Below are 23,334 nucleotides of genomic sequence, written 5' to 3' on the forward strand. Positions count from 1 at the left end.
TCTCATGAAATCCATCCGTCTCCGCGAGGGCAAGGAGCGCTCGCTCCTTCGCCGCCATCCCTGGGTCTTCGAAGGCTCGATCGCGAGGGGCAAAGCCGACGCGGGCGAGACCGTGCGCGTCGAGGCCTTCGACGGCAGCTTCCTCTGCTGGGCCTCGTTCAGTCCGGAGTCGCTGATCCGCGTGCGCGCGTGGAGCTTCGATGAGAAGGAGCGCATCGACGCGGCCTTCTTCGAACGTCGCATCGCCGCGGCGCTCGCGCTCCGGGAGCGCATGCCGATCGCCTCCAACGCGTTGCGCCTGATCCACGGCGAGGCCGACGGCCTGCCGGGCCTGATCGTCGACCGCTACGGCGACACGCTCAGCGCGCAGTTCCTTTCTGCCGGCACCGAGCGCTGGAAGCAGACCATCGCCGACCTGCTGCTCGCGCAGACCGGTCTGACGCGGATCTACGAGCGCTCCGACGCGAACGTGCGCACGCTCGAAGGCATGGAGGCCGTCACCGGCTGGCTGCGCGGCGAGGGCGGCACCGAACTCGTCATCTCCGAGAACAGCTGGAAGCTGAGCCTCGACGTGGCCGAGGGCCACAAGACTGGCTACTACCTCGACCAGCGCGACAACCGCCGGAAGTTCGCCGAGGTCGTGAAGCACTACGGCTGCCAGTCGGTGCTGAACTGCTTCAGCTACACGGGCGGCTTCTCGGTCGCCGCGCTGGCGGGCGGCGCGACGGACGTCATCAGCGTCGACTCGTCCGGTCCGGCGCTGGCGCGCGCCACGGCGCATGTCGCGCTCAACGGCTTCGATCCGGCGCATCACACAGCGCTGGACGCCGACGTCAACCACACGCTGCGCGACATGCTCAAGCAAGGCCGCAGCTTCGACGCGATCGTGCTGGACCCGCCGAAGTTCGCGCCGACCGCCGCGCATGCGGAGCGCGCCGCGCGGGCCTACAAGGACATCAACCGCCTCGGCCTGATGCTGCTGAAGCCGGGTGGCCTGCTGTTCACGTTCTCGTGCTCGGGCGGCGTGGGGCCGGAGCTGTTCCACAAGATCGTGGCTGGTGCTGGCATCGATGCGGGCACGGACGGCCTGATCCTTGATCGCGTCGGCGCGACGCCGGACCATCCGCAGACGATCTACTTCCCCGAGGGCGAGTACCTCAAGGGCCTGCTGATCCTCAAGCGCTGATCCTCAAACGCCGATCAGGGCCGCGCCGCCGGGAGGGCCAGGCGCGGCTCGAACTTCGCGCGCTTCACGCTGAAGAACACCTTTACGTTGCGAACGTTGGCCTGCTGCGTGAACAGCCGCTGCACCAGCGCGTGATACGCCGGCATGTCCGGCACCTGCAGCACCAGCACGAAGTCCGGCCCTGGTGCGACGCGCCAGCATTGCTGGACCTCGGGCGCTGCGACGGCGATGGCCTCGAAGGCATCGAGGTGCTCGGCGCCTTGCCGGTCGAGCGTGATCTCGACCAGCGCGGACAGCCCGGCGCCCAGCTTCTCCGGCGACAGGATGGCGACCTGCTTCTCGATCACGCCGGTCTCGACGAGCCGCCGCACGCGGCGCAGGCAGGTGGCGGGCGACACATGGGCGAGCTCGGCCAGCGCCTGGTTGGACAGCGAGGCGTTCTGCTGAAGCAGGTCCAGCACCCTCAAGTCGATGGCGTCGAGTGTGATAGAAGATTCCATCTGAAGTTAATAGATGAAAGAATTCGCCAAATTGCGGGATAGGCGATGAATTATTTCATTAATCAACAAAGCTTGAAAGCATCCACCTCGCTGAGGTGCCTAGCATTCCGCCATTCGCAAATTCATCCGGGCATCCGGGGAGACACATCATGTGCGGCATCGTCGGCGCGGTCAGCCAGAAAGACATCGTTCCCATCCTGATCGAGGGCCTGAAGCGGCTCGAGTACCGCGGGTACGACTCGTGCGGGGTGGCGGTCCACCAGGACGGACAACTGCGCCGCGCGCGCAGCACGTCGCGGGTGGCGGAGCTGCAGGCGCTGGCGGCGCAGGACGGCGTGGCGGCGGGGACAGGTATTGCCCACACGCGCTGGGCGACGCACGGCGCGCCGGTGGTGCACAACGCGCATCCGCACTTCTCGCACGGCCCGGGCGCGGATGCGCACCAGCAGCCGGGCCGCGTGGCGCTGGTGCACAACGGCATCATCGAGAACCACGATGAACTGCGCGCCGAGCTGAAGTCGCGCGGCTACGTCTTCCACAGCCAGACCGACACCGAGGTCATCGCGCACCTGGTCGATTTCCACTACCACGGCGACCTGCTGGAGGCGGTGCAGACCGCGGTGGCTCAACTGCGCGGCGCCTACGGCATCGCCGTATTCCACAAGGACGAGCCGCACCGCGTGATCGGTGCGCGCGAGGGCTCGCCGATGGTGCTGGGCGTCGGCAAGGACGAATACGCGGGCGCGAATTTCGTCGCTTCGGACGCGATGGCGCTGGCGGGCGTGACCGACCAGATCGTGTACCTGGAGGAGGGCGACGTCGTCGACCTGCAGCTGGGCCGCTACTGGATCAGCCACAAGGATGCGACGACGGGCCGCTTCGTCAATGTCGAGCGCGAGGTGAAGACCGTGCACGCGCACAGCGGCGCGGCCGAGCTGGGCCCCTACCGGCACTACATGCAGAAGGAGATCTTCGAGCAGCCGGTGGCGATCGCCAACACGCTGGACGCGGTTCAGGGCATCAGCCCGGAGCTGTTCGGCGACGGCGCGTTCCGGGTGTTCAAGGAGATCGACTCGGTGCTGATCCTCGCGTGCGGGACCAGCTACTACGCGGGCTCGACGGCGAAGTACTGGCTGGAGAGCATCGCGAAGATCCCGACCAGCGTGGAGATCGCGAGCGAGTACCGCTACCGCGACAGCGTGCCGAATCCGCGCACGCTGGTGGTGACGATCAGCCAGAGCGGCGAGACGGCGGACACGCTGGCGGCGCTGAAGCATGCGCGCTCGCTGGGCATGGTGCACACGCTGACGGTGTGCAACGTGTCGACGAGCGCGATGGTGCGGGAGTGCTCGCTGGCCTACATCACACGCGCGGGCGCGGAGATCGGCGTGGCGTCGACGAAGGCGTTCACGACGCAGCTGGTGGGCTTGTTCCTGTTGACGCTGGCGCTGGCGCAGACGCGCGGGCACCTCACGGAAGAGCAGGAACAGGAGCACCTGAAGGCGCTGCGCCATCTGCCGGTGGCGGTGCAGGCGGTGCTCGCGCTGGAGCCGCAGGTGATCGCGTGGAGCGAGGAATTCGCGCGCAAGGAAAACGCGCTGTTCCTCGGCCGCGGGCTGCATTACCCGATCGCGCTGGAAGGCGCGCTGAAGCTCAAGGAGATCAGCTACATCCACGCCGAGGCTTATCCGGCCGGTGAGCTGAAGCATGGCCCGCTGGCGCTGGTGACGGCGCAGATGCCCGTCGTGACCGTGGCGCCGAACGACACGCTGCTGGAGAAGCTGAAGAGCAACATGCAGGAGGTGCGGGCGCGCGGCGGTGAGCTGTTCGTGTTCGCCGACGGCGATACGAAGATCGACAGCGAGCCGGGGCTGCACGTCATCCGCATGCCGGAGCACTACGGCGCGCTGAGCCCGATCCTGCACACGGTGCCGCTGCAGCTGCTGGCGTATCACACGGCTTGCGCGCGCGGGACCGATGTGGACAAGCCGCGGAACCTGGCGAAGAGCGTGACGGTGGAGTGAATCGCCCCGGTTTACGTGGAAGGCCATTTGGTTTAGGTCAAGCCGCCGCCTCGGCGGTTTGACTGGCGAGATGACGGCAAACGGTTTACCTCGCCTACTGCGGCGCGGGATGTATCCGATTGCTCGATGCAGAGCATGGCTTCAGCAATGAGCGCACGCGTGCAGCGAGTCTGCGGGGCACGCTGCTGAACCTCTCGCCCGCGATATCCCGACGAGACGATCTGCAGCACCTTCCACACAGACCGCTCGCGGACCTCCGGTGTGAACTTGCTTGACTTGTTCATTGCCCACCTCTCAAAAGCTAAAGCCTTCGTAGAGCCGGGGGCGATTCGTTTACACCGTGAGTCGCTTAGAGGCCAGCCGTTCCAAACGGCCGGAGCACGACATGTTTCCGTCTGCTTACAATTGATGCAACAGTCCTGCGCGCGGCTCTCGAGGCCAGCCACCAGCAGGCTATCCGTGGGGAGCAGCCGACCACGAACGGCTGAGGATATGGGAGCGCTGCATGTCGTCATCGACAAAAGATCAGGTCGCGAGATCCGCAATCACCAAGCTGTTCGACGACACGCGTCGGAGACTGGTAGAGACCGGGACTCGAAACCGACTTGTGCACGTCAACCGTGGGAACACTCGAGGCAACGTCCTGAACATCGTCAACGAGAGGTCGAACGATGTTCATGCCATCCTTTCGGCGGGCAGGGCCATGCGCTTCCTTGCCCTTGGTCTCGACAAGGATGAGGAGAAGGACCCAGTCCCTTTCACGGATGCGGGTTGCGAAGGTTTCGACGAGGGGCGTTTCCAGGACGTTCAGTTGGAAACCCGGTTGGGGCCGGATGCCCTCCAAAAGAAGCTCCTCAAGATCGCTCGCGAAGCTCAGACGGCCGAGGAGGAGTCGGGCGTCAATATCCTGTACTTGGCTCTCGGCTTCCTGACTTGGTTCGAGGATAAATCGTCCACCGTAGCCCGCGAAGCTCCTCTGGTGCTGCTCCCGGTAGAACTCGTGCGCAATGCCAGGACATCCACTTACGACCTTCGGATGCGGGAGGAAGACCTCGTCGCCAACCTGCCGCTCCAGCAGCGCCTGCTCGATGACTTCGGGATCGCACTGCCCGAATTGGAAGTCGGCGATGAATGGTCGCCGAACAACTATTTCGACGAGGTTGCGGAAGTCATCGCTCAGCGGCAGGGATGGAAGATCGACGCCGACGCCGTGCAACTGGGCTTCTTCAGCTTCAACAAGCTATTGATGTTCAAGGACCTAGCGGTCGATGCTTGGCCGGATGGCGCCTTGGCGGATCACGCGCTCACGCGGGGGCTGCTGTACGAGGGCTTCACATCGGAGTCGCCGCTGTTCGACGGCCAACAACCCCTGGACCTTGCGCTCCCGCCTGACAGGCAATTCCACGTAGTCGATGCCGACGCGTCGCAGGCCCAGGTCATCGAGGAGGTTAGAGCAGGAAGAAATCTGGTGGTGCAGGGGCCGCCAGGTACAGGCAAGAGTCAGACGATCACCAACATCATCGCCGCGGCGTCCAAGGAAGGCCGACGTGTGCTCTTTCTCGCGGAGAAGATGGCGGCGCTTTCCGTTGTCCATGATCGTCTTGTGAAAGTTGGCCTGCGCGACATCTGCCTGGAGCTGCATTCTCGTAATGCAAACAAGAAGGCGGTGCTGGCGGAGCTCGCAAGGACGCTGTCGCAGGCGGCAGCTATCCCTCAGATGCCTGACGCGCCCGTGGCGTTGCGAAATTCGCGTGACCAGCTCAACGACATCGCAGCAGCGTTGCACATGCCTATCGGCCAGACGGGCGAGACACCCTATGCCGTCATCGGACGGCAGGCGAGGTTCATGGGCGCCGGATACGCGCCTCCAACTCTGGACACGACATCGCTGACGGCGATGAGTCGTGAGGGCGAGGCAATGCTGGCCCAAACGCTGCAGCTCTACGGCGAGCGCATCGCTGCCGACGATTCGGGTGCACCGCATATCTTCGAAGGAGCTCGGAACCTGGAGTTGCAACCGGTCGACCTGGAGCGCCTGGCACCACGTCTGGTTGAGGTGCGACGGGCCGCCGACCACTTGTGGGAGGTCTTGAATGAAGCCTTGCTCGCGGTTGGATCGACAGCGCCGAGAGTTCTGGCAACAACCGCACCCACGGAGGATCTGGTCACACACCTTTCAAGCTTGCCGGGGAATGCCGTCGATGACGCTAGGGCGTTGCTCGCCTTGCCGGACGGGGCGCGCCTGCGAGAGCTCCTGTCTGCTGGGGTCGCGTGGAGAAGCAAGCGGGACGCGGCTGAACCGCTGTTCGTCGATACCGCGTTTTCGAATGTGGCTGGAGGCTTGCGGGCGCCGTTGGTCTCCGGTACTCAGTCGTTTTTCGCTCGTTGGGGCAGTGCCTACCGCGGGGCATCGAAGGAATTGGCCGGGCTACTGCGTGGTGCTCTTCCCAAGGGCGCGGCGGATCGTGTCGCACTTGTTGATCAGTTGCTGGCCATCTCGACGGCGAAGGCGGCATGGGAGTCCGACCGTGAATATGCCGGAAGGGTGCTCGGCGATGCGTGGCGCGGCGAGCGCACGGACTTCGCGCGCCTGCTGGCAGTGTCTGATTGGTGCGAAAAGGCTCGCACATCAAAACTGGGCGCGACACATGAGGGATTGCTAGCGCTGGCGGCGCGATCGCAAGACGTCGCGAGGATCTGCGAGGGGCTGCGGCGTGTCGTAGAAGCTGCACGAACTGGCCTCCGTTCCATGATCGAAGTCCTCGATCTCGACCTCGCCACAATCGGCGCCAGCGACGTCGAGCGTGTTGATCTTGCGTCAGTCGCGCGCCGCTTCGCCTCGATGGCCGAGGCTCCTACTCGTTACAACTCCTGGGTGCAACTCGCTCGCCTGCGTCGCGTGATCGACGATGCAGGACTGGAGAGCCTTGGTGCGCGGATGCGGTCCGGCGAACTGGATGGCCCCTCGGCGGTGATTGAACTGCAATACGCCCGGTCCGAAGCCCTCTGGAAGTTGGCATTGCGGGAATCCGCCGTCCTGCGCAGCCTCTCCACCCTGGATCGCCATGATCTTGTGCAGCGGTTCGCGGGCCTGGAACGCTCGCGGCTCAAGGAGAGCGTAAGGACCATCCTGGCGGGCCACTTGGCGCAAGTGCCGCAGGGTGCCCAAGGCGAGATGAAAGTCATCCGCGGTGAAATGGCGAAGAAGCGTGGTCACCTCGCGGTTCGGCGTCTGTTCGAGCGCGCGGGTACTGCTGTCCAGCGCATCAAGCCCGTGCTGCTCATGAGCCCGATTTCGGTTGCTCAGTTCCTGCCCCCAGGGGCTCTGGAGTTCGACCTTCTGGTCATCGACGAAGCATCCCAGGTGCGGCCCGAGGATGCGCTGGGCGCGATTGCGCGCGCCAATCAGATCGTCGTGGTCGGCGACAACAAGCAACTGCCGCCGTCCTCCTTCTTTGATCGTGTGGTCGCGGGCGAGGAGGATGATCAAGAAGGGGACGACGAGGATCTCGGGCCGGACCTCTTGGATGGCGCTGCCAAGCTCGGATCCATGGAAAGCATCCTCACGCTCTGCGAAGCGCGCGGGCTCGGCTCGCGGATGTTGAGGTGGCACTACCGGTCGCGCGATCCGTCGCTCATTGCAGTGTCGAACCAGGAGTTCTACGACGGCGGGCTCATCCTGCCGCCTTCGCCTCTGCAGCAGGATGACGCCTATGGCCTGTGCTTCACGCGTGTGGACGGCGCTTACGACAAGGGCGGCAAACGCGACAACCGTAGGGAAGGCGAGGCAATCGTTGCGAGGGTGGCGGAGCACGCCCGAAACCATCCCACGATGTCTCTCGGCATCGTCACCTTCTCGTTCGCGCAGCGCAATCTGATCACCGAATTGCTGGAGCAAGCTCGGCGCACCAACGCCGTGTTGGATGCCTTCCTTCGTGAAGGCCAGGCCGAAGATGTCTTCGTCAAGAACATCGAGAACGTCCAAGGGGACGAGCGTGACGTGATTCTGGTCAGCGTTGGCTACGGGCCTACAACGCCGGGCGGCAAGCTTTCAAGCATGTCTTTCGGTCCTGTGAATGGCGAGGGTGGCGAGCGGCGTCTCAACGTCCTGTTCACCCGTGCACGCGTGCGCTGCGAGGTATTTGCCTCGTTCGACCCGGGCGACATCGACGTAAGCCGTACATCACGCGTGGGCCCAAGGATCCTGAAGCGATTTCTCGAGTTCGCGAAGCATGGGCAGATCGACAATAGCTCACTGACAGATCTGGAGGCGGATACTCCTTTCGAGGAGGACGTCGCGGAGGTCATCCGTCAGCACGGATTTCTTGCCGACCCACAGGTCGGCTCGGCAGGCTTTCGCATTGACATCGGGGTTCGTCATCCCGACAGGCCATCAACCTACCTGCTGGCAGTGGAGTGCGATGGCGCGACTTACCACAGTGCGCTTTGGGCGCGCGAGCGAGACCGTCTGCGCCAGGACGTGCTCGAGCACTTGGGATGGCGCTTTCATCGAGTGTGGAGCACGGACTGGTTCTACAACCGCGCGACCGAGACGGCGAGACTGGTCGCGGCGCTGGCCTCCGCGCGTGAAGCCGCCGATTCGGGGATCCGGATCAACGGCGCCAACCAGGCCCGGCCGGTTTCGGCGATTGAAACAGAACCAGACCTGAAGCAAATCGAAGTTCCTGAAATCGTTGAAAGGCTGATGCCGCCTTACAAGCGGGCGGTGTTTCATACAGGCAGCTATCAGGAACCCCACGAGGTCGCGATCGCCACGCTCTCCGCGCTTGTAAGCCGCATTGTCGAAGCGGAGGGGCCTCTGCACGTCGAGGAAGTGGCGCGACGCCTGGCCGCCTGTTATGGCAAAGAGAAGGCAGGATCGAGAATTCTTGGTGTGGCGCAGAAGGCGTTGACCAGTGCGATGACACACGACACGCGGCTACGGACGGACGGCGAATTCTGGTTCACCGCTACTCAGGCCGACTCACCCCCTGTACGGGACCGGAGCGCGGAGAGTGGAGCGACGCTTAAGGCGAGCTTGATTTCCAACCTGGAGATCGATGCCGCATTGCAACTTGCGCGGGAGGACAACGCTGGTGGCGACGACGCTGAACTAGTGCGTGCTGCGGCGAAGTTGATGGGATTCCGACGAGTTGGATCCGAGCTACACGCGCGGATTTCTGGTCGAATAATCGGCTAGGTATAGCGGGACGAGAACCTCATTGCCGGGCAAGGAAGAGGAGCCATTTGCGACTCTATCTTGGGGAGAGCAAGGAGGGCGCGCTCTGATCAGGTTGATCAAGCCACGTCCACGACCACCTTGCCTCGGATCTTCTGCCACAGGTGGATGCCCGTCTCTAGCGCGGTGTGCGCCGCGCCGGTTTCCGCCAGCGTGACAGTCGCGCCGATGACATGACGGATGCGCTCGCGTTTGAGTAGCGCTCTTCAGCGCATGCAGCTTGCCGCGGTTCTGACGCGTGAAAACGAAGTGGTGCCCCGCGTTCACGCCCCATGCGCTCACCAGGTTCTGCGGCGTGGCGATGACCACGATGGCCCGTCCCGCCAGTACGAGCGGTGAATGCTCCAGCGTCGGGCCACCGATGCTGTCGAACACCCCGTTGACGCCGCGTGCGCCGGTCAGCTCGCCTACCGCCTCGACGTGGCTTTGCAGGTCCTGCTCACGGTCAATGATATGAAGGGCTGCACGTCATCCGCATGCCGGAGCACTACGCGCGCTGAGCCCGATCCTGCACACGGTGCCGCTGCAGCTGCTGGCGTATCACACGGCCTGTGCGCGCGGGACGGACGTGGACAAGCCGCGGAACCTCGCGAAGAGCGTGACGGTGGAGTGATCCGATGGGGGCGCCAAGGCGCCCCCTGTCGTTCTTGTCTAGCCGCGGCGCCTCACTTCACCAGCAACTGACCCACCATGCCCGCCTCGAAGTGCCCCGGCAGGAGGCACGCGAACTGGAATTCCCCCGCCTTGGTGAACTGCCAGACGATCTCGCCGCTGGTGCCCGGCTTGACGTGAGCCATGTTCGGGTCCTCATGCGCCATGCCGGGGAAGCGCCGCATCAACGCGGCGTGTTCCGCCAGGGCCGTCCTGGTGCCGAGCACCATCTCGTGCAACACCTGGCCCTTGTTCTGGACCACAAACCGGACCGTCTCGCCGCGCTTGACGGCGACATCAGCCGGCGTGAAGCGCATGGTGTCGGCCATGTCGAGCTGGATGGTGCGCGTGACCTTCTTCGGGTCACCTTCCTGACCGAAGTCCGTGAGTTCCACCTGGGCGGGGTCGAACTTGCGCGGCGTGGCGTGTTCCGCGTCGCCATGGGCGAACGCGGCCGGCGCGGCGGCGATCAGCGCGGCCAGTGCCATCAGGTGGGATGTCTTCATCGGGTTTCTCCTTCAGGACGATCGGTCTTCACGGGTGGAGCAAGCGCTCGCGAGGCATGTTGAACCTTGCCCCTGTGGCAAGGTCAAGCGGGTCGCGACTCGATTCGTCCTGGGGCGCCGCTTTCAAGCCGTTGCAATCCAAAACCCCAATTTTATGAAAGCGCTTTCAGAATCCGCATTTCTTGCCTAGGATGGTTGTCGCAGGAGACAAGCCGCGGACCCGGACCAGTGACGCAGAGCGCTGGCTGGCTGCGCTCATCGGTGCCCTGCAGCACACCATCGAAACCTCTTGGAGACATGAATGGGATTGCAGAACCGCTTCGATGCGCAGGGTCTCCTGCGCGCTACCGCGCTGGGCTTGTTGGTCACTGCCGCCGCGCAGGCCGACGCCAGCGTGACCAACCCGACCATCGGTCGCCTGCTGTGGTCGGAGGAGTTCAACGGCGCCTCGTTGAACACCTCGCTCTGGACGCCGTACGACGGCAACGGCTGCCAGATCAATCTCTGCGGCTACGGCAACGCGGAACTCGAGTACTACAGCCCGAACAACCTCTCGATCGCCGACGTGCCCTTTGAAGTGGGCACGCGGGCGCTGGCGATCCGCGCGCTTCGGCAGACCATCGGCAGCAACGAGTTCACCTCGGGAAAGATCGACACCTTCAACAAGGTGCAGGTGAAGTACGGAATGATCGAGATCCGCATGGCGACGCCGCAGTTGCAGACGGGTCTGTGGCCGGCGGCCTGGCTGCTGGGCACCAGCCCGCAGGCCTGGCCGCGAAAGGGCGAGATCGACATCGCCGAGCTGGGCCACAAGTCGTCGGCCTGGGCCGCCGCAGGCGCGCCGGGACCGGACTACTTCGTCGGCGCCAACGTGATCACCTTCGCGGAAGCCGCCTGTGTGCCGGGCAATGAATCGTGCGCGGCCTCGACGGCGTGGCAGACCAAGAACTGGTACAAGCCGACGACCTCGTTCGCGAACCGCTTCGTGAAGTACCGCTTCTATTGGACGGAAAGCCAGATGCGGTTCACCGTCGTCGACAACGACGGCGAGCACGACATGTACGACCAGCCGCTGCCGGTGAACACGGAGGCCCTGCGCGCGCCGTTCTACTTCCTGCTGAACCTGGCGGTCGGCGGCAACTTCACCGACGCGGCGAATCCCTCGCAGGTGACGGCGCCGCTGCCGGGCACGATGTACGTGGACTACGTCCGCGTGTACGAGCTCGACGGCAAGGGCGAGGTCAAGCTGGGCAACCAGACCGTGCCGGAAGCGGCAGGCAAGTTCGGCGTGTTCACGGACAACACGGCGATCACCAACAAGCTGCAGGCCGGCAGCACGTCGGACATCTTCCTGTGGAACGGCGCGTCGACCGGCGCGGGCAACATCCAGCCGGCCGAGGGCACCAACGTCATCGCTTGGAGCTACAACACGCCGGGGCAGTGGTTCGGCGGCGGCATCCAGGCGCGTCAGTTGCGTGACCTGACGAACTACCGCAACGGGAACCTGAAGTTCCGCATCAAGATCCCGGCGAACGTGTCGTTCAACATCGGCATCGGCGATACCTACACCAACCAGAACTGGGTGAACTTCCCGGCGAACACGACGACGTTCGGCCTGGTGCGCAACGGCGAATGGGCGACGGCCACGGTGCCGATCTCGACGCTGATCGGACCGAAGGTCGCGCTGCAGTCGATCGCGGACATCTTCATGTTCTCGGGCGACAACAACCGGCTGCCGACGCAGGCCTTCCAGTTCGCGATCGACGACGTGTACTGGGACACGGGAACGACGACGCCGACAGATCCGAACCCGCCCACCACGCCGACCACACCGGATGGCATCAGCCAGCCGACGGCGACCACGGTGAAGTTCTCGCAGGCGACGGGCACCTGGGCCGACGTGCACTACACGGTCAACGGCGGCGGTCAGTTGAACGTGCGCATGCTCAAGGAAGGCAGCGGCAACGCGTACACGGTGTCAGGTCTGAAGAAGGGCGACATCGTGCGCTTCAACTTCACCTACTGGGACCCGGCGCGCAACGGCGCGTATGACACGGCGCAGCAGAGCTACACACTGAAGTGAGCGACTGAGCAGGAGTGCCCCGGGGAGTCCTCGTGGCGCTCCGCTTCATTCGCAGGGACGGCGTCTCTCAGGCGACGAGCTTGAGCAGCGCGGGCACGGTCAGCACGGCGATGTAGTAGCCCATGAACTGGACGCCCGCGTTGAAGCCGATCGTGCGCGAGAGCAGGCCGCCCATCAGGCCCATCACCGTGATGACCAGGAGCCCCAGGTACTGCCCTTCCCAGACGCTGATCACGACGATCAGGCCGATGAAGGTCGCGATGATGGCTTCGTGGCTCACGCGGGTCGAGACGAAGAGCGCGGCCCGCCGGGCGTAGTTCATCGCGAACGGATACGACACCAGCGCCGCGAGCACCACGGCCAGCATGCCGTAGCCCAGGAACTCCCAGTGGCTCAGGAGGTTGTGCAGGTTGTGCGTCTCGCCGGTCACCGTGTCGACCGTGAAGCGTGGCGGCGCATTGAAGAGCGGCGCGGCCGGACCCGCGGCCACCGGGCTGAGCGGCAGCCCGAACGCGATCAGCGGGATCAGCGCCTCGGCGATGTAGGTCGCCTCGGTCACGCCATTGCGCGCGCTCAGCACGGTCGTCAGCCGATGGTAGGCATGCTTGACGCGCGAGCCGACCAGTTCGCCGAGCACCACGGTCATCGCGACCGGGCTGAACACGAAGGTCGCGCTCGACACGGTGGCCGTCGCCAGGGTCCACGTCGTCTGGCTGCGGTCCAGCACCTTGAATGGATTCGGGAAGTAACCCGACCAGCCCTTGACGTCCGGCGCGAGCTGGAAGGTGCGCACGCTGTCGCGCTTCATGCGGAGCCTGTTCGTCGGCGAGAGCATCGAGAACAGGTCCGCCACCAGCGGCCCGATCGCGATGCCGAGGAAGTAGCTGATGCTGAGCTTGACGTTGTACTTCGCGGTGAGGGTCTGCAACGCGATGATCACCACGACGAAGGGCACGAGCGCCGCCACCGAGGCCCAGCGGCCGCCTGAGAAGTAGGCGATCAACACCGCGGCGACGACGAAGATCCACGGCGCGGCCTTGGTGATCGTCGGGCCGAAGGGGGCCAGCAGCACGGCGAACAGCACCGCCAGCGGTACGGCGACGAAGGCCGCGATGATCGCGCCCGACACCATCTTGCGCAGCGCGATGTGCGGCACGCCGAGGTGGCGCAGCACGTTCGCGTCCTGCAGCAAGGGCGTGGCCATGGTGTCGCCCGGGATGCCGAGCAGCGCCGTCGGCACGGCGTGCGTCATGTGCTTGGCGACGGCCCCGGCCAGGAAGAAGGTGAACACGCCGGCGGCGGGCACGCCGAGCAGCACGACCAGCAGGGTCAGCGGCGCGAGGGTCGTGGTCTCGTCGGTGCCGGACACCAGGCCGATCGCGGCGAAGACCACCGCGCCGGCCAGGCCCATGCCGGCGGCCCACGAGAGTTGACCCAAGAGCGCGGCGTCCATCAGGCGCTCCCCGTTTCAACGATCGCCGCCGGCTGGTAGTGGGCGAACAGCTCGTAGATCTGAAGCTCCTTCATCTCCTTGACCACCGCCGGCGGCAGGTCGGCGACGGCGCCCAGACCGCCGTATTGCGCGGCGAGCCCGGCGAGCACCTCTTCGCGCCAACGGGGATCGGCGCCGACACCGTCGACGACTTCGCGTTGGGGCGCGAACAGGAAGGCACAGATGAGGCCGGCGACCACGCAGCCCACCAGGCCGGCCAGCATGGCGTAGGCGCGCGCCAGCTCGGGCGAATCGACGCTCCCCTTGAGGATCCTGTTGGCGATCAGGAATCCGGTGAGGCTGACGACCACGCCAATGCCGATGGACCAGGCCAGGTGGCCCTGATCGGCGGTGTCGCCCCATACCTCGATCAAACGCCGCGGTCGTGTCGTGCTGCTGTCCGTCATGGTTTGTCTCCGTCGTTGTTCTATGCCGGATGCAGTCCGCCGATCGAGGCGGCTGCGGAGAGCGCGGTCCGGTCCGCGGTGATCACTGGCCGCGTATCGCCTTGAGCAGCGCGACGGCGCGGTCGGTGCGAACGTCGTGTTCGTCGGTCATGCAGGTGGCGACGAGCTCGATCTCGTGACCCATCGCCCCCGCGACGAGCGCGATGTTGCGGGCGTGCAGGGCCATGTGGCCGCGCTGTATGCCCTCGGTGGCGAGTGCGCGCAGGGCGCCGACGTTCTGCGCCAGGCCGACCGCGGCGGCGATCTCGCCGAGTTCCTGCGCCGACTTCACGCCCATGATCTTCAGCGCGAGACGCGCCAGCGGATGCGTCCGGGTGGCGCCGCCGACCAGGCCGACCGGCATGGGCATCTCGATCGTGCCGACGAGGGCGCCGCTGCCGTCCTTCTCCCAGGTGCTCAGCGACGTGTAGCGGCCGCCGCGGCACGCGTAGGCATGGGCGCCCGCCTCGACGGCGCGCCAGTCGTTGCCGGTGGCGACGATGACGGGGTCGATGCCGTTCATGATGCCCTTGTTGTGCGTCGCCGCGCGGTAGGGGTCGATGGCCGCGAAGGCGTACGCGTCGATGATGCCTTCGATGATGTCCTCGCCGCGACGCTCCCGGGTCTCGAGCACTTCCGGCGTCAGGCGCACGCGGGCGCGCGCCAGGCGCAGGTCGGCCAGGTTCGACAGGATGCGCAGCCGCACCGTGCCGCCGGTCAACTGCTCGACCAGCGGCGAGACCGCTTCGGCCATCGTGTTGACGGTGTTCGCGCCCATCGCATCGCGGACGTCGACGATCAGGTGCATCACGAGCATGGCGCCGCGGGCGGTGTCGGGGAACACGTGGACCTCGATGTCCTGGCAGCCGCCGCCGAGGCCGATCAGCACCTTGTCGCGGCTGTTGGCGACCTGGAGGATCTCGTCGCGCTGCTTCAGCAGCGCCAGTCGCGCGCCGTGCGGATTGGTAATGCCGAGGACCTGCACCTGGGCGCGCATGAGAGGGCCGGTGCTCGAGGTCTCGAAGCCGCCGCACTCGCGCGCCAGCTTGGCCATGAACGACGCGGCGGCGATCACCGACGGTTCCTCGACGACCATCGGGATCAGCACGTCGCGGCCATTGACCTGGAAGTAGCCGGCGATCCCGAACGGCAGCTCGAAGGTGCCGATGACGTTCTCGACCATGCCGTTGGCGCGTTCGACGCTGAGCGCGCCCGGTTGGGTGACCAGGGCGACTTCCTCGGCGCTCAGGTCGGTCACGCTGGCGATGTGCTCGAAGCGCTGATACGGCGAGAGGCTGCGGAAGTTGGGAAGCCGGGAGTCGACGACCATCATGTCTCCTGCGGGTGACGGTGCAGGGGCAATGTAGGGAATGTGTACCCAAACAAGAAGGTACAGTTTGTCGGGACAGTGGCCGGATGGACGCGCGAACCGAAGGGGACCGCATGACCGTTTCTCGCATGAAACCTGCGGCCGCGCCGCGCGCCGTGTCGCTGCCGATCCGGTTGGCCGATGCCGTTCAGCGACAGATCGAGGACGGCGCCTACCAGGTCGGAGACAAGCTGCCCTCGCTGCGCGAACTCGCCGAGTTGCACCGGTACTCCAAGAACACGGTGGTGACGGCCTTCGAACTGCTGGTGTCGCGCGGGCTGATCGAGCCGCGGCGCGGCGCGGGTTACTTCGTGCTGGACAGGCCCGCGACCAAGGCCGTCGACAGCGAGGCGGGCAGCCTCGGCCGGGCGATGGACATCGTGTGGCTGATGCGTGAGCAGCTCAAGACGGAGCCGGGCGCGCTCGCGGTGGGTGACGGCTTCCCGCCGGTCGAGTGGCTGGCCGATGTGCGGCTCGACAAGTACCAGCAGAAGGTCGTGCGCACGGGTCTCGGCGCGCTGTTCCGCTACGGCAGCCGCTTCGGCTACGCGCCGCTGCGCGAGCACCTGGTGCGCAAGCTGGCGGACTTCGGGATCGGGGCGGAGCCGCGCCAGATCGTGCTGACGCATGGTGCGAACGAGGCGATGGACATCGTCATCCGCTACTTCGTGCCGCCCGGCGGCAAGGTGCTGGTGGACGACCCGGGGTACTACCCGCTGTTCGGCAAGCTCAAGATGGCCGGCGCGGAGGTGCTGGGCGTGCCGCGCTTGCCGGATGGGCCGGACCTGGCGGTGCTGGAGCAGCTCCTGATCACGCAGCGGCCGAGGCTCTTTTTCACGCAGTCGCTGGCGCAGAACCCGACGGGCTCGGACCTCTCCGCCGCCAAGGCGTTCCGGGTGCTGCAGCTGGCGCAGAAGTACAACCTGCTGATCGTCGAGAACGACCCGCTGGCGGACTTCAAGCCGATGTCGTCGCCGCGGCTGTCCTCGCTCGACCAGCTCGAGCGCACGATCTACATCGGCAGCTTTTCGAAGTCGTTCTCGGCGGCGCTCCGTGTCGGCTTCATCGCCTGCGGCGCCGACCTGGCCAGCGACTTGGCCGACCTGAAGGCGCTGATCCACGTCAGCAGTTCCGAATACTGCGAGCGCACGGTGGACGTGATGCTGAGCGAGGGCCACTACCAGCGGCACCTGATCCGTCTGCGGGGCCGGCTCGAAGGCGCGACGGCCACCGCGGTGGCGTTGTTCGAGTCGGTGGGCGCGGACATCTTCTCCAGGAGCACCCGATCCCTCTACCTGTGGGCGGCGCTGCCCGGTGTCGCGGACTCGCTGGTGCTCGCGCAGGCCTTGCTGCCGCAGAAGATCGTCATGGCACCGGGGCGGATCTTCAGTGTCGATTCGTCGAAGGTGTCGCCGTGGGCGAGGTTCAACGTCGGCGCGGTGGCCGATCCCCGGTTCGCGAAGGCGCTGCGGGCGACGTTGCGGCGATTGGGGGCGTGAGGCGTGCGGCGTGCGGCGGGACGACGGGCGCGGCGAAGAAAATTTTCCGGGCGCTGTAACTTCCGCGGCGGTGGCTGCGAATAGAAGGGTGCGGAACGCGCAGGAGCGCTCCGCTTCATCCACCTGAACCTTCTTACGGAGTGCATCCCATGATCAGCAAGACCCAATCCGCCGCCCTGGCCGCTGCCGCCGCCATGTTCGCCCTGTCCGTCCAGGCGGCGCCCGCGCCCCAGGGCAGCAGCGGCCTGGCCGTGGCCGCCAGCGACAAGGTGCATTGCTACGGCGTGCACGAGTGCAAGGGCAACGCGGACTGCAAGACCACGGAGAACGCCTGCAAGGGCCAGAACGAGTGCAAGGGCCACAGCTTCAAGGGCATGAGCGCGGCGTCGTGCCTGAGCGCCGGCGGCACGATCGGCGATCTGTCCGCGAAGAAGTAAATCCGTGAGGCCCGCCGGACCTGTCTCGCGCGTCGCGCAGCCGAGCCCGGGCTTCGGCCTGGGGCTGCGCAGCACGCACTATCGGGAGTTCCTCGAGCGACCCCAGCCGGTCGACTGGCTGGAGGTGATCTCGGAGAACTACCTCGTGCCCGGCGGCAAGCCCTTGGCCATGCTGGACGGCATCCGCGCGAAAGTCCCGATGGTGATGCATGGCGTCTCGATGAACCTGGGCGCCGTGGCCGGCCTGGATGCGGACTACCTGCGGCAACTGGCGGCGCTGGCCCGTCGCGTCGAGCCGCTCTGGATCTCCGACCACCTGTGCTGGACCGGCGTCCACGGCCGCAACCTGCACGACCTGCTGCCCTTGCCCTACACGGACGAGGCGCTGCGGGTGGTGGTGCGCAACATCGGTCAGGCGCAGGACGCGCTCGGCCGCCGGCTGGTGGTGGAGAACGTCTCCAGCTATCTCGACTACGCGGACTCCAGCCTGACCGAGGCGCAGTTCGTGGCCGAGGTCGCGCGACAGGCCGACTGCCTGCTGCTGGTCGATGTGAACAACATCCATGTGAGCGCGGTGAACCACGGGTTCGATGCGCTCGCCTACCTCGATGCGTTGCCCGCGGAGCGCGTGCAGCAGATCCACGTCGCCGGCCACAGCGACCACGGCGACCACCTGATCGACACGCACGACCAGCCGGTGGCCGAGCCGGTCTGGCAGCTGTACGCCGAGGCGCTCAGAAGATTCGGCCCGGTGGCGACGATGATCGAGCGGGACGACCACATTCCGCCGCTGTCGGAGCTGTTGGTGGAGCTCGATCAGGCCCGCGTGATCACGGCGACCATCTGGCCCGGCGACGCCGGAAGGAAGGCCGCATGAACGACATCGCGACGCCCCTTCATTCCTTTCCGGCCCTTCAGCTCCTGGACCTGCAGCAGTCGCTGCAGGCCTACCTGATCGGGCAACCCAGCCAGATCGGCACGAGGCTGCGTCGCGGCCCTGGCATCGCCACGGAGCGACGCCTGTCCATCTACCACCATGCCTATCGCGCGCGGCTGCACGAGACGCTGGCGGACAGCTACGGGCACACGCGGCGATACCTCGGCGACGAGTGGTTCGAGCGCGAGGCGCTGGCCTTCGTCGAAGGTCACGGCTCGCAGCACTTCAGCCTGCGCTGGTACGGCGCGGACTTCGCTCAGTGGCTGTCGCAGCGGTGGCCGGACGACGGAGAGATCGGCGAACTGGCCGCGCTGGACTGGGCGCTGCGCAGCGCCTTTGATGCCGCTGATGCGCCCACGCTCACGATGGCCGACCTGGCGTCGCTGGCGCCCGAGGACTGGGCCGACCTGCGACTTCAGCTGCCGCCCAGCTATGCGCGCCTGAAGCAGTCCTTCAACACGCTGGCGCTGTGGCAGGCGCTCGATGGCGACGAGACGCCGCCGGCCGCGCAGCCGCTGGCGAAGCCGCTGAATCTGCTGATCTGGCGGCGCGGCCATTCTCCGCATTTCAGAAGCCTGGGGCCGCTCGAGGCTCAGGCGCTGGACGCGCTGGCCTCGGGGCGCACGTTCGCAGAAACGTGTGCGGTCCTGGCCGAAGCGCAGCCCGAGCTGAACGTCGCCGCGGAGATGGGCATGCTGCTGCGTCGCTGGGTGGACGAGGAGCTGCTCGTTCGTTGAGCAGCGCCCATGGTCGGCGCGCCTCGCCGATGTGACGACGGTGTGAATGAAGCAGGGCCTCGCGCGATGCGAGGCCCTTTTCCATTGGGGCCGGGGCAGGGGCCTCAGGGTTAGCCCGCGATCCTTCCGTCGGAGGTAAAGGTCGCAACGACAGGTTGATTGATCGGGTCGGGGGCCGCTTTGACACTCCGCCCGCATACCGCCACCCATGGCGGACCTGGAGACAAGCATGACCCTGACTCGACGCCAGTTGATGGGTGCCGCCGCCGGCACCGCCGCAGCCGTCTGGCTGCCCACCGCGCACGCTCAAGCGAGCGCGCTGAAGATCTCCCACCAGTTCCCCAGCGGCACGCTGACCGAAGGCGACTTCCGCGACCGGCTGTGCCGCCGTTTCGCCGCCGAGGTGGAGAAGCGCTCGAACGGAGCGCTCAAGGCGGCGGTCTATCCGGGCTCGTCGCTGATGAAGACCAACGCCCAGTTCTCCGCCATGCGCAAGGGCGCGCTGGACATGAGCCTGGTGCCGCTGTCGTATGCCGGCGGCGAGGTGGCCGAGACCAATGCCGGTCTGATGCCCGCGCTGGTGCCCAGCTACGAGCAGGGCGCGGCCTGGAAGACGGCGGAGGTCGGCAAGCTGCTGTCCAAGGTGCTGGACGACAAGGGCGTGATGATCGTCAGCTGGGTCTGGCAGGCGGGCGGCGTGGCCAGCCGCGCGCGTCCGCTGGTGACGCCGGACGATGCCAAGGGCCTGAAGGTGCGCGGCGGCAGCCGCGAGATGGACATGATGCTGAAGCAGGCCGGCGCGTCGGTCATCACGCTGCCGTCCAACGAGATCTACGCGGCGATGCAGACCGGCGCGATGGACGCGGCGATGACCTCGTCGACCAGCTTCATCTCCTTCAAGCTGGAGGAGATCGCCAAGCACCTGACCTCGGGTCGCGAGCGCACCTACTGGTTCATGCTGGAGCCGCTGATGATCTCCAAGGAGGTCTTCAACAAGCTGCCCAAGGCGCAGCAGGACATCGTCATGGGCGTGGGCGCCGAGATGGAGGTCTTCGCCCGCGATGCCGCCAAGGCCGATGACAAGGCCGCGGCCGCGATCTATGCGAAGGCCGGCGCCAAGGTCTACGACATGGACGAGGCGACGCTGAAGAAGTGGCAGGCCATCGCGCGCGACACCGCGTGGAAGGACTTCGCCGAGAAGAACGAGTCCTGCGCGGCCATCCTCAAGGCCGCCCAGAAGCTGCTGTGAGAGCGCGATGAGCCACGGCTTTGAACTGAAGCCGGCGGTCGCCGGCATCGACCCCGACACGCCGGCGGTGCTGCTGCCGCTCGCGCGGCTGCTGCACCTCATCAATCAAGGCGTGGTCGTGCTGGGCATGCTGGCGCTGCTGGTGGCCTCGTGCGTGCTGACGTACAGCGTGGTCTCGCGCTACGTGATGAAGGCGTCCACGGACTGGCAGGACGAGGCGGCGGTCTTCTGCCTGGTCGGTGCGACCTTCCTCTGCGGCGCCTTCGTCCAATCCTTGCGAGGGCACGTGGGCATCGAGGCCATGGCCGGGCTGTTGCCGCGGTCGGTCAACCGCCTGCGCCTGGCGCTGGTGGACCTGCTGTGCACGGCCTTCTGCGCCTTCTTCGCGTGGAAGTCGTGGACGCTGTTCCACGAGGCCTGGGTCGAGGGTCAGACGACCTCGTCGTCCTGGGCGCCGCCGCTGTGGATCCCCTACGGCCTGATGGCCCTGGGCATGACGCTGCTGAGCCTGCAACTGCTGGTTCAACTGACTGCGCGCATCAACGGGCTCTTCAAGAAAAACAACTCGGCAAATCAATCGGGAGTGGGCGCATGAGCATGCTCGTCCTCGGCTCACTGTTTGGCATCGTCACGCTGCTGTTCATGTTCTCGGGCGCGCCGATCGCGTTCGCGCTCGGCAGCGTCGCGGTGCTGTTCATGGCCCTCTTCATGCCGGCGTCCGCGCTGGACACGGTCACGCAGAACGTCTACGAGGAGATGGCCAGCATCACGCTGCTCTCCATTCCGCTCTTCATCCTGAAGGGGGCGGCCATCGGCAAGTCCCGGGCGGGGCAAGACCTGTACGCGGCGATGCACGTCTGGATGGGGCGCATCCCCGGCGGGCTGGGCATCGCCAACGTCTTCGCCTGCGCGCTGTTCGCGGCGATGGCCGGCTCCAGCCCGGCCACCTGCTCGGCCATCGGCAGCGCCGGCATCCCGGAGATGCGCAAGCGGGGCTACTCGCCCGGTTTCGCGGCCGGCATCATCGCGGCCGGCGGGACCTTGGGCATCCTGCTGCCGCCGTCGATCACGATGATCCTGTACGCGGTGGCGGCGGAGCAGTCGCTGGGCCGCTTGTTCCTGGCGGGCATCGCGCCGGGCGTGCTGCTGGTGGTGCTGTTCGCCGTCTACGCGGCGCTGCGCTACCGCAAGGAGTACGCGCTGGCCGAGGCCGAGTTCAACCGCACGGGGGCAGCCTCGGCGCTGCTGTCGAAGGAGACCTTCACCACGCGTCAGAAGTTCGAGATGCTGCCGCGGGTCGTGCCCTTCGTGCTGCTGCTGATCGGCGTGATGGTGGCGCTGTACGGCGGCTTCGCGACGCCGTCGGAGACGGCGGGTCTGGGCGCGCTGCTGGCGCTGGGTCTGATCGCGGTGATCTACGGTGTGTGGCGACCGCGGGACGTGGCGCCCATCCTCACGTCGACCTTGAAGGAGTCGACCATGCTGATGTTCATCATCGGCATGTCGCTGCTGTTCTCGTACGTGATGAGCTACCTGCACATCAGCCAGGCGGTGGCGGAGTGGATCGTCGGCATGCACCTGTCCAAATGGGTGCTGCTGGCGGCAGTGCTGCTGATGGTCATCCTGCTGGGCTTCTTCCTGCCGCCGGTCAGCATCATCCTGATGACCGCGCCCATCATCCTGCCGCCGCTGAAGGCGGCGGGGTTCGACCTGATCTGGTTCGGGATCCTGATGACGATCGTGATGGAGACGGGGCTGATTCACCCGCCGGTGGGGTTGAACATCTTCGTGATCAAGAACATCGCGCCGGATATCGATCTGAGGGACATCATTTGGGGCGTGCTGCCGTTTGTTGTGCTGATGCTGCTGGCGGTGGTGTTGATCTGCATCTTCCCGAGCATCGCGACGGGGTTGCCGGATTTGGTGATGGGGAAGGTGGTGGCGGGGCATTGAGGCGACGCAGGTGAATCTGCCAACTGCAACCTGAGTCGCCTGCCGCTTCCGTGGGTCGACTCAGGGCATTCAAGGGCAACGCGAATGCAGTGGCTGACCTGACGAAGGGTGAGGGCGTGCGATCCGGCCTTCCTCGACAAGGCAGTGCGCGCAATGGTGTCTATGAATCGGCGCAGCAGTGCTATCTGTTGAAATGAGTGAGTGGGAATGAACGCCTTGGATTGCCCCAGGACATTCATTCAGGTCAGGAGCGACGCGGCCTGAATTGAAAGCTGTGCGGAAGCACTGCGAGTCGAGGTGTTGTGGCCCCCATGAGCGAGAGGCATCCTCATGGATTGGCAAGGTTCAACTGGTCAGCTCAAGCACAGACTGTTCTGCCCGGCGCCTCGGACATGCTCCACCCTCGAAGCTTGGATCGCCTAGGCGGACGAAGTATGGGTAGACCAATTCGGCCACGAAACCGACTGCGTAGACGGTGCCTGCCGGAGGACCCTCCTCGCGTGGTTTCTGCTCAACAACGGCTGTGACTTGCGAGTGGCCAAGCTTGTTCTGGCTAAGTAGATTGACCAATCCCTCGTATGGAATCTGAGCGGCCGTATCGGACGAAATCACAAGGGGAGCGCTAGATCGACAGACCAGCGCATAGTGCGCACGCTTTAAGGCCCCGGCTTCCGTCGCCCCGCGGCTGATGACATGCAGCCCTTCCGGCATGGCCCATTCGTCGCCATCGAGCGTGAAGGCTCGGGTCCACGTGATCACTCGAGAAGGCGCCACGTCCACGCTCTTGGGCTTGCTGCGCATGGGCGAAAACACCACCTTTGGCTGCTTCTCAAGTCGCACGAGTTCGCGAACGGCAGGTCCAACGCTATTGCCAATGCCCCAAAGAAACATGCCGTCGTGGGCGATGCGCTGTGCTTCCTTGCGTCTGAGGATTTCTTCGATGGGCTCTCCGGACTCTGTCCCGAAGCGCGTCCAGCAAAAACGCTCAGGTGTGACGTTCATTAGGCAATTCCGCGAATGCATTTA

The 23,334-nt window shown here is 65.8% G+C and carries 17 protein-coding genes; 11 read left to right on the top strand and 6 right to left on the bottom strand.

Features of this window, described 5'->3' with window-relative positions; translation table 11 throughout:
• Positions 1 to 4: 4 nt before the first annotated feature.
• Entirely contained in the window at positions 5 to 1,186 is a 1,182-nt protein-coding gene (locus AC07OZ_RS12615) for a class I SAM-dependent rRNA methyltransferase (protein WP_495467451.1), read from the top strand.
• 14 nt (positions 1,187 to 1,200) lie between these two features.
• Here the strand turns inward: AC07OZ_RS12615 and AC07OZ_RS12620 are convergent, their stop codons facing one another.
• Complete coding sequence (locus AC07OZ_RS12620) at positions 1,201 to 1,686, bottom strand: Lrp/AsnC family transcriptional regulator (RefSeq protein ID WP_495467452.1); 486 nt, start codon at positions 1,684 to 1,686, stop codon at positions 1,201 to 1,203.
• Positions 1,687 to 1,835: 149 nt separating this feature from the next.
• Here AC07OZ_RS12620 and glmS point away from each other — a divergent pair, with 149 nt between their 5' ends.
• A complete protein-coding gene (glmS, locus tag AC07OZ_RS12625) occupies positions 1,836 to 3,710 on the top strand; it encodes a glutamine--fructose-6-phosphate transaminase (isomerizing) (protein WP_495467453.1) in 1,875 nt (624 codons plus the stop codon).
• A 505-nt stretch (positions 3,711 to 4,215) separates the two neighbouring features.
• Positions 4,216 to 8,910, top strand: a complete 4,695-nt coding sequence (locus AC07OZ_RS12630) for a DUF3320 domain-containing protein (RefSeq protein ID WP_495467454.1) — start codon at positions 4,216 to 4,218, stop codon at positions 8,908 to 8,910.
• Positions 8,911 to 9,614: 704 nt separating this feature from the next.
• Here AC07OZ_RS12630 and AC07OZ_RS12635 read toward each other — a convergent pair.
• Complete coding sequence (locus tag AC07OZ_RS12635) at positions 9,615 to 10,106, bottom strand: cupredoxin domain-containing protein (RefSeq protein ID WP_495467455.1); 492 nt, start codon at positions 10,104 to 10,106, stop codon at positions 9,615 to 9,617.
• 301 nt (positions 10,107 to 10,407) lie between these two features.
• Between AC07OZ_RS12635 and AC07OZ_RS12640 the strand changes: the two genes are divergently transcribed.
• Positions 10,408 to 12,189, top strand: coding sequence for a glycoside hydrolase family 16 protein (locus AC07OZ_RS12640; RefSeq protein WP_495467456.1), 1,782 nt, complete (start codon positions 10,408 to 10,410; stop codon positions 12,187 to 12,189).
• A 67-nt stretch (positions 12,190 to 12,256) separates the two neighbouring features.
• Here AC07OZ_RS12640 and AC07OZ_RS12645 read toward each other — a convergent pair whose 3' ends face one another.
• The 3 genes from AC07OZ_RS12645 to AC07OZ_RS12655 form a co-directional block, all read right to left on the bottom strand.
• Positions 12,257 to 13,642, bottom strand: coding sequence for a tripartite tricarboxylate transporter permease (locus AC07OZ_RS12645; protein WP_495467457.1), 1,386 nt, complete (start codon positions 13,640 to 13,642; stop codon positions 12,257 to 12,259).
• A complete protein-coding gene (locus AC07OZ_RS12650) occupies positions 13,642 to 14,088 on the bottom strand; it encodes a hypothetical protein (protein ID WP_495467458.1) in 447 nt (148 codons plus the stop codon). The genes AC07OZ_RS12645 and AC07OZ_RS12650 overlap by 1 nt, the downstream gene beginning before the upstream one ends.
• An 82-nt stretch (positions 14,089 to 14,170) precedes the next feature.
• Positions 14,171 to 15,457, bottom strand: coding sequence for a hydroxymethylglutaryl-CoA reductase, degradative (locus tag AC07OZ_RS12655; RefSeq protein ID WP_495467459.1), 1,287 nt, complete (start codon positions 15,455 to 15,457; stop codon positions 14,171 to 14,173).
• A gap of 113 nt (positions 15,458 to 15,570) precedes the next feature.
• Here AC07OZ_RS12655 and AC07OZ_RS12660 point away from each other — a divergent pair, with 113 nt between their 5' ends.
• The 7 genes from AC07OZ_RS12660 to AC07OZ_RS12690 all read left to right on the top strand — a co-directional run bounded on the left by AC07OZ_RS12660 (position 15,571) and on the right by AC07OZ_RS12690 (position 22,308).
• Positions 15,571 to 16,995, top strand: a complete 1,425-nt coding sequence (locus AC07OZ_RS12660; RefSeq protein ID WP_495467460.1) for an aminotransferase-like domain-containing protein — start codon at positions 15,571 to 15,573, stop codon at positions 16,993 to 16,995.
• A gap of 149 nt (positions 16,996 to 17,144) precedes the next feature.
• A complete protein-coding gene (bufA2, locus tag AC07OZ_RS12665) occupies positions 17,145 to 17,432 on the top strand; it encodes a BufA2 family periplasmic bufferin-type metallophore (protein ID WP_431049986.1) in 288 nt (95 codons plus the stop codon).
• 4 nt (positions 17,433 to 17,436) lie between these two features.
• Complete coding sequence (bufB, locus tag AC07OZ_RS12670) at positions 17,437 to 18,309, top strand: MNIO family bufferin maturase (RefSeq protein ID WP_495467461.1); 873 nt, start codon at positions 17,437 to 17,439, stop codon at positions 18,307 to 18,309.
• Positions 18,306 to 19,106 carry an HvfC/BufC N-terminal domain-containing protein gene (locus tag AC07OZ_RS12675; RefSeq protein WP_495467462.1) on the top strand — a complete coding sequence of 267 codons (801 nt, stop codon included), beginning with the start codon at positions 18,306 to 18,308 and terminating at the stop codon, positions 19,104 to 19,106. The genes bufB and AC07OZ_RS12675 overlap by 4 nt, the downstream gene beginning before the upstream one ends.
• A gap of 229 nt (positions 19,107 to 19,335) precedes the next feature.
• A complete protein-coding gene (gene dctP / locus AC07OZ_RS12680; RefSeq protein ID WP_495467463.1) occupies positions 19,336 to 20,355 on the top strand; it encodes a TRAP transporter substrate-binding protein DctP in 1,020 nt (339 codons plus the stop codon).
• Positions 20,356 to 20,362: 7 nt separating this feature from the next.
• Positions 20,363 to 20,950, top strand: coding sequence for a TRAP transporter small permease (locus AC07OZ_RS12685; RefSeq protein ID WP_331616326.1), 588 nt, complete (start codon positions 20,363 to 20,365; stop codon positions 20,948 to 20,950).
• A complete protein-coding gene (locus AC07OZ_RS12690; protein WP_495467464.1) occupies positions 20,947 to 22,308 on the top strand; it encodes a TRAP transporter large permease in 1,362 nt (453 codons plus the stop codon). The genes AC07OZ_RS12685 and AC07OZ_RS12690 overlap by 4 nt, the downstream gene beginning before the upstream one ends.
• A 345-nt stretch (positions 22,309 to 22,653) precedes the next feature.
• Here the strand turns inward: AC07OZ_RS12690 and AC07OZ_RS12695 are convergent, their stop codons facing one another.
• Positions 22,654 to 23,310, bottom strand: a complete 657-nt coding sequence (locus tag AC07OZ_RS12695) for a hypothetical protein (protein WP_495467465.1) — start codon at positions 23,308 to 23,310, stop codon at positions 22,654 to 22,656.
• Positions 23,311 to 23,334: the final 24 nt, after the last annotated feature.

The sequence above is a fragment of the Roseateles sp. GW821-FHT09G03 genome (genome assembly GCF_059416045.1).

Bases quoted from the DNA above. Each gene is read 5' to 3' on its own strand.
- AC07OZ_RS12615 (WP_495467451.1), top strand. From the start codon at position 5: ATGAAATCCATCCGTCTCCGCGAGGGCAAGGAGCGCTCGCTCCTTCGC.
- AC07OZ_RS12620 (WP_495467452.1), bottom strand. From the start codon at position 1,686: ATGGAATCTTCTATCACACTCGACGCCATCGACTTGAGGGTGCTGGAC.
- glmS (WP_495467453.1), top strand. From the start codon at position 1,836: ATGTGCGGCATCGTCGGCGCGGTCAGCCAGAAAGACATCGTTCCCATC.
- AC07OZ_RS12630 (WP_495467454.1), top strand. From the start codon at position 4,216: ATGTCGTCATCGACAAAAGATCAGGTCGCGAGATCCGCAATCACCAAG.
- AC07OZ_RS12635 (WP_495467455.1), bottom strand. From the start codon at position 10,106: ATGAAGACATCCCACCTGATGGCACTGGCCGCGCTGATCGCCGCCGCG.
- AC07OZ_RS12640 (WP_495467456.1), top strand. From the start codon at position 10,408: ATGGGATTGCAGAACCGCTTCGATGCGCAGGGTCTCCTGCGCGCTACC.
- AC07OZ_RS12645 (WP_495467457.1), bottom strand. From the start codon at position 13,642: ATGGACGCCGCGCTCTTGGGTCAACTCTCGTGGGCCGCCGGCATGGGC.
- AC07OZ_RS12650 (WP_495467458.1), bottom strand. From the start codon at position 14,088: ATGACGGACAGCAGCACGACACGACCGCGGCGTTTGATCGAGGTATGG.
- AC07OZ_RS12655 (WP_495467459.1), bottom strand. From the start codon at position 15,457: ATGGTCGTCGACTCCCGGCTTCCCAACTTCCGCAGCCTCTCGCCGTAT.
- AC07OZ_RS12660 (WP_495467460.1), top strand. From the start codon at position 15,571: ATGACCGTTTCTCGCATGAAACCTGCGGCCGCGCCGCGCGCCGTGTCG.
- bufA2 (WP_431049986.1), top strand. From the start codon at position 17,145: ATGATCAGCAAGACCCAATCCGCCGCCCTGGCCGCTGCCGCCGCCATG.
- AC07OZ_RS12675 (WP_495467462.1), top strand. From the start codon at position 18,306: ATGAACGACATCGCGACGCCCCTTCATTCCTTTCCGGCCCTTCAGCTC.
- dctP (WP_495467463.1), top strand. From the start codon at position 19,336: ATGACCCTGACTCGACGCCAGTTGATGGGTGCCGCCGCCGGCACCGCC.
- AC07OZ_RS12685 (WP_331616326.1), top strand. From the start codon at position 20,363: ATGAGCCACGGCTTTGAACTGAAGCCGGCGGTCGCCGGCATCGACCCC.
- AC07OZ_RS12690 (WP_495467464.1), top strand. From the start codon at position 20,947: ATGAGCATGCTCGTCCTCGGCTCACTGTTTGGCATCGTCACGCTGCTG.
- AC07OZ_RS12695 (WP_495467465.1), bottom strand. From the start codon at position 23,310: ATGAACGTCACACCTGAGCGTTTTTGCTGGACGCGCTTCGGGACAGAG.